3 protein-coding genes and 1 pseudogene are annotated in these 6,067 nt (G+C 63.4%); all 4 read right to left on the bottom strand.

All coding sequences use genetic code 11. The annotated features are described in order from the left end of the window. Positions 1-101 precede the first annotated feature (101 nt). The gene (locus WA943_RS02685; protein WP_424468293.1) at positions 102-1,397 is read right to left on the bottom strand and encodes an aminomethyltransferase family protein; all 1,296 of its coding nucleotides are present in this window, start codon (positions 1,395-1,397) and stop codon (positions 102-104) included. Beyond that, positions 1,394-2,968, bottom strand: a complete 1,575-nt coding sequence (locus tag WA943_RS02680; protein WP_424468292.1) for a phytoene desaturase family protein — start codon at positions 2,966-2,968, stop codon at positions 1,394-1,396. Before WA943_RS02680 ends, WA943_RS02685 begins: the two co-directional genes overlap by 4 nt. A 4-nt stretch (positions 2,969-2,972) precedes the next feature. Then, positions 2,973-4,571 (bottom strand): phytoene desaturase family protein, encoded by a 1,599-nt coding sequence (locus WA943_RS02675; protein ID WP_424468291.1) that lies wholly within the window; start codon positions 4,569-4,571, stop codon positions 2,973-2,975. 238 nt (positions 4,572-4,809) lie between these two features. After that, positions 4,810-6,067: pseudogene (locus WA943_RS02670) on the bottom strand (bifunctional [glutamine synthetase] adenylyltransferase/[glutamine synthetase]-adenylyl-L-tyrosine phosphorylase); the annotation flags it as partial.

Below are 6,067 nucleotides of genomic sequence, written 5' to 3'. Positions count from 1 at the left end.
TGCCGGACCAAGGGGGGGGAGGGCCGGGGGAACGTCTTCCTGTCACTCGCTCTTAAAAACGGCGGGCGGCAAAAATTCCGTCGCGAATGTGGAAGAGTTTTCTAGCGCCTGATGAGCGGGCCTGAGGCCAGGGGCGCGGGGACGAGATGGCGCGCGGGCAGGTCCAGCGCCGGACCTGTCAGAATACGCGCCGGGGCCTTCAGCATTTGCCATTCAAGCTCGCGCCTTGCTCCGGCCTCGATGTGGAGTTGCCCCTCCCCCGCCAGACTTGAAAGCTTCAGCCTTGCAAGAGCGAGGTTGAGGCCGAGCGATGGAGAGAACCCCGAACTGGTGACAGGACCGGCAATGCCGCTCGCGTCGTAGATGGCGGCAAGGTTCAGCGGCTCGTGCCAGTCGATGGCGAGGCTGACCACGACATGACGCGGCTCCGCCTCCTTGGCAGCGCGCAGGGCAGCGCGTCCGGTGAAATGATCGCGGGAGAGATCGACCAGCGAGGCGAAGCCAAGCTCAAACGGTGTCGATGCATTTGCCGTATCGACGGCGGCGAAAGCGCCGAGATAGTCGATGCCGGCGCGAGGCAGGCCGGCCTCGATGCGGGCAAGCTCACGCAAGGCAAAGCCGGTGGCGCGAAGGCCGAAAGGTGCGCCTTTTTCCAAAAGCCTCGTCCAGAGCGCTGGCGCGTCGTCGGGATCGATCCAGAACTCGTAGCCGAGGTCGCCGGAGTTTCCCGTGCGGCTGACATAGGCAGGCATGCCCGCAACATCGCACCAGCGCGCGGCATAGGGCCGGAGCGTTTCGATGGATGGCAGGCCGATTGCGTCAAGCACCGCGCAGGAAAGCGGCCCCTGAAGGCTGAGCGCCGCAAGCGTCCGCGTCACGTCTTCCACATGCACGCGCATGCCGAAGGCGCTGTCGAGAAGCCATGCGAGATGCGCCTCTTCGGTTACCAGACGGTACTCATCTTCGCCGAGGCAAAAGAGGATGCCGTCGCCGACGACGAAACCGCGATCTTCGCAAAAGACGACGGGCATCGATTCATTCGTCGAAAGGGCGACAAAGTTTCCAGTCACGAGGCGCGCGAGATAAGCGACGGCATCGGCGCCCGTGATGCGGTATTTGAAGAGCGGCGAGATATCGCAGAGCGCGGCGGCGTGGCGGAGCGCGCGATATTCGTCATCGATATTCGTCAGCACATCGGGCGTCGTATAGCCGTTCCAATGCGTCCAGAGATTGGTCAGGCTTTCCGTTGCGACGTTGAAATGCAACGGCGTCGTCAAGACGCGTTGCTCGAATGGCGGCTGCTCAACGCTCTGCTCGAACAATGCAGGATCGGCCCGCGCGGCCTCGTCGAGAGCCGCAAGATCGACGGGCGTGTGAAGATCGAGGTCGCCGTTCATGCGCGCCTCCCATCTTCCATTGCCGCTTGCGCTGCAAGCTGTCCCGGCAGGCCGGACATGCCGCCAGCGGGATGGCTTCCTGCGCCGCAGAGATAGAGGCCCTTCACCGGCGTGCGGTGCCCGGCAAGTTCGGGCGCGGGGCGGAACATCAGCAGTTGATCCATGCGCAGATCGCCATGATGCCAGTTGCCGCCTGCGAGCCCGAATTTGCGCTCGATGTCCGGCGGCAACATCAGCTCGCCCGCAACGATGCGCTGGCGCAGGTCCGGCGCATGAACGGACAAGGTTTCGATGATGCGGTCGATCAGGCGGTCGCGATTTTCTTCCCAGCCGCCTGCCGCCTCAAAGGGCACATATTGCACGACGATCGACATGACGTGCTGGCCATGAGGCGCGAGAGGCGCGTCCATGACGCTGGGGATCGTCACTTCCATCGCCAGTTCGGAGGAAAAATCGCCCTGCTTGAAGCGTGTAAAACTTTCCTCGAGCGAGGAGAGCGAGGACGCCACGAGAAGGCGCGCGCCATATTCCACGGGCGCGAGGCCCTGAATGGTCGGCAATCCATCAAGCGCGAGGTTGAGCTTTGCCGTCGCGCCGCGATTTGCAATTTGCGAGAGGCGCTTGGCAAGGCCCGCATCGATATATTGAACGCCGACCATATCGAGCATGGTCGTGCGTGGATGGACGCTTGAGAGCACGAGCGGCGCCTGGAAAATATCGCCCGAGGCCGTTTCGATGCCGCTTGCTTCACCATTGCTGACAAGGATGCGCTTCACAGGCGTCGAGGTTTTAATGACGACGCCGAAACCCGCAGCCGCTGCGGCCAGCGCGTCGATGAATGCGCCGAGGCCGCCTTCCACCACATGCAGCCCCGATGAACCGGAACGCAAGCTGCGGCGATGAAGCGCGGAGAGAACGGTTCCGGCTTCATATGGACCAGCGCTCTCGCCAAGCAAGGCGTCGAGCGCCAGCGCGCCTTTCAGCAGTGGCGTTTCAAACGTGTTGTCGAGGAAATCGCCGATGCTTCCCGGCACTTGCCGCATCAGCACTTCGAGCGAGGTGGGGCCGAGACATTCGGCGCGCCAGACGAGCTTGCGCAACAGGGAGCGCAGTTCGCGTGTGCCCGCAGAGGGAAGGCTTTGCTTAAGCAGCGGCGTCAACAGGGCCGCATGCGCTTTCATACGCGCGACATAGGCCACATAGGCTTGCGTATCGGCAGCGCTGTGGCGGCGCATGATTTCGAGATCGGCGCGACGGGTAGAGAGGACGAGGTGCTGATTGTCGCGGTCGAGCACGATTGTCGGCAGGCGGCGCATGGCATAACGCAGCCCGTGTTTTGCGAGCTTCAAATCTTTCTCGATGCGGCGCGGCAGCGCGTCGAGCAAATGTGCGCCGGAGGAGACCCGGTAATCCGGCGAGATTTCGCCGGTCGCCAAAGCGCCGCCAAGTCCGTCGGACGCCTCGAGCAACAGAACGCGCTTGCCCGCCTTGGCGAGATAGGCAGCCGCGATGAGGCCGTTATGGCCGCCGCCAATGACGATTGCATCGAAGCTGCGGTCGGAAAGGTGCATTGCCCTACCCTCCCTTTCCGAGCGCGGCGGCGACAAGCGCGGCGGCGCCTGCGCCCGGACCGCCGGATGCAAGCTCGCCCGGATGAGCGCTGCCCGAGCAGAGATAGAAATTGGCGATTGGCGTTTCATATCCCGCAAGGCCAGCCATTGGCCGGTTGAAGAACATCTGATCGAGCGTCATCTCGCCTTGCGCAAAATCGCCTGCGGTCAGCCCGACTTCGTTTTCAATGTCGGGCGGCACAAGCGTTTCAAGCGCGAGGATGCGATCCCTGATGCCGGGGCTCTGTTCGGCCAGGCGCGAGACGACGAGATCGGCAAGCTCATCCTTTCGCTCCGCCGTCCAGGGGCCGTCATGCAAAGCCTCCGGCACGTAATGCACGGCGACGGACATGACGTGCTTGCCTTGCGGGGCAAGCGAGCGATCGGACATGGAGGGAATGAGCGCCTCGATGAGCGGCGTGCGCGGCGGAATGCCATCGCGCCAATCGTCGCAAGCCTGCTCCATTTGCGCGAGCGAGCCGCCAAGGCGAACGCCGCCGAGAAGCGCCGGGCAACCTTCCGGCACGGTCGGGAATTCCGGCAGCGCGTCCAGCGCGATATTGATCTTGGCCGTCACGCCGCGCATGCGGAAACGACCGACACGCTCGACAAAACCTTTCGGCAAATCCTTCCAGGGAAAGAGCGCAAGGAAAGTTCTTTTGAGATCGAGATCGGACAGAATGGCGTCGGTGAAAATCTCCTCGCCATTCGCCAGCGCGACGCCGCGCGCCTTCCTGTCGCGCAGGATCACGTCGGTCACTTCGGCTTCCCGGCGTACATCGCCGCCATGCGCAATGATCGAAGCCGCGAGGGCATTGGCGATCGCCTCCGGCCCGCCAAGCGGGATGACGGTTGCGGGCGCGCCGCCGCTTGCGCCGACAGGCTCGTCCATGAAGGGCTGCATCAGGAAACGTGCGCTTGTCGGCGCGAGCGGCCCGAGCGTCGTCCCTGCCAGCGCCATGGCGGCGAGGTTTGCCTTCACCGCATCAGATTCAAAATAGCTGTCGAGAAGATCGGCGCAGGACAGCGTCCACAGGCGCGTCACATCGTGCAACTCGCCGGTTGATTTTTCCGCGAGCCTGTCCGCTTGCCCGAGAAGGCCGCGAAGACCGGAGAGCGATAGGCGCGACGGGTTCTTCAACGGATGGGTGAGCGAGGCGCGCAGTTGCGCGACGCCGCGCTGCATGTCGCGGCGGAAATGCGTCCAGGCATCCGCGTCTTTCAGCGACAGGCGCGCAAGCTCACGGCGATGCGTGACGCCATCGCGGTAGCTGGCGTGATAGGTGCCATCCGCAAAGAGGCTGACGCCGCCATCGACGCGCAGAAGACGGAGGCCATATTTCGGTAGCTCAAGTTCGGCAACGATGCGCGCAGGCAAGCGCGCCGTGCCGAGGCTGTAGCGCGGCATGTGGAAGCCGGGGAGAATTTCATATCCGGCGGCGGCGCTGCCGAGCACCGCATTGCGTTCAAGCACGAGCACATCGACACCGGCACGCGCAAGATATGCGCCCGCTGTGAGGCCATTCAGGCCACCTCCGATGATGATTGCGTCGTGACGCTTCATGCGCCCAAACCCCAGCTCAATTGCTCAAGCGGCCATGCCGCCCGCCCTCGCGCAGATCGTACCGTATCGGGACGTTCCGCATGAAAGCCCTGTGGCGACTGTGCCGGGACAGCCGCCGCGTTAACTACAAATTCCCAGGGAACATCGAGGTTTTCGATGCGCTGCCTGCACATGGTTAATGCAGCGCAGCACCTGGCCAGCACTGGACAGGTGCAATTTCGCAGCCATCATCATTGTCTCAAGTTTGGGCAGATGCCGTGACGATGCGCTGGAAAGCCTCATATACATCGCGCTGGGCGTCGCGCAATTGCGCTTCGAGGGCGGCGAAGTCCGGCGCGTTGCCGGCGCGGGCCAGAAGCGATTTCAGGCCGGGCGTTGCCTCTTCAGGCTTGAAGACGCCTTCGACGCAGATCCGCACGACCTGCGTCAGATTGAGCGTCAGGTCGACCGCGGCAATGAGCAGGTCGGCAGTTTCCAGCGGCAGGAGCCGCGCATCGGCGATGCGCGCAAGCGCCGTGCGCGTGTGGTGGTGGAGCACCTGCGGATGTTCGTGGCCGTGAATCAATTGCAGGTACTGGCAGATGAATTCGATATCGATCAGGCCGCCGCGCACATATTTTAGGTCCCAGGGATTTTCGCTGAGAAACTCGCGCTCGATGCGGGCGCGCATGTCGGCAATGTCGAGCGCCGTTTTCGCCTTGTCGCGTCGGCGGCGCAGCGTATCGGAAATGGCGGTGGCGACGCGGGCCTTCAACTCATCGGGCCCGGTGAGGATGCGGGCGCGGGTCAGCGCCATATGCTCCCATGTCCAGGCTTCCGTCGACTGATAGCTGACGAAGCTGCTCAGATGCGTAGCGATGGGGCCGGAATTACCCGAGGGGCGCAGACGCAGATCGACCTCGTAAAGCTTGCCTTCCGTGGTCGGCGCCGTCAGCGCACCGATGAGCTGCTGGCAGACGCGCGCATAATATTGCGAGGCGAAAATCGGGCGCGCGCCATCGGAGAGCGCTTCGGGATCATCGACATCATAGATGACGATGAGATCGAGATCGGAAGCCGCGCTCATCTCTTCGCTGCCGAGCTTGCCCATGGCGACGACCGCAAAGCGCCCGCCCTGCACGCGGCCAAAACGCTCCGCCACCTTGTCCTCGGCAACGGGCGCCAGCGCGGCGACGAGTTCGCCCGCAAGCGCGGCATAGGCGGGGCCTGCCTCTTCGGCATCGGTGTTGCCTGTCAGCACGCGCACGCCGAGGCGGAAGCGATGCTCGCGCGCGAAGACACGAGCAAAATCAAGCATGTCCTGATAGTCGCGTGCATGAGCGAGCACGGCTTCGAGACTTTTGCGCATGGCTTCGCGGCCCGGAATGACCTTGAAGAAGTTGGGATCGACCACAGCTTCCAGCACTGCCGAGTTCTGCGCAAGATAGGAGGCAAGGCGCGGCGCTGTGCCGCAAATATCGGCGATGAGGTCCAGCAGCCCCGGATTTGAATAGAGC

Origin of the sequence: Parvibaculum sp., from assembly GCF_049651025.1 — a bacterium.
In the GTDB taxonomy this organism is placed as follows: Bacteria; Pseudomonadota; Alphaproteobacteria; order Parvibaculales; family Parvibaculaceae; genus Parvibaculum.
Note: the sequence above shows the minus strand (reverse complement) of the source record. Positions and strands in the feature narration are given on the sequence as shown.

Bases quoted from the DNA above. Each gene is read 5' to 3' on its own strand.
- WA943_RS02685 (WP_424468293.1), bottom strand. From the start codon at position 1,397: ATGAACGGCGACCTCGATCTTCACACGCCCGTCGATCTTGCGGCTCTC.
- WA943_RS02680 (WP_424468292.1), bottom strand. From the start codon at position 2,968: ATGCACCTTTCCGACCGCAGCTTCGATGCAATCGTCATTGGCGGCGGC.
- WA943_RS02675 (WP_424468291.1), bottom strand. From the start codon at position 4,571: ATGAAGCGTCACGACGCAATCATCATCGGAGGTGGCCTGAATGGCCTC.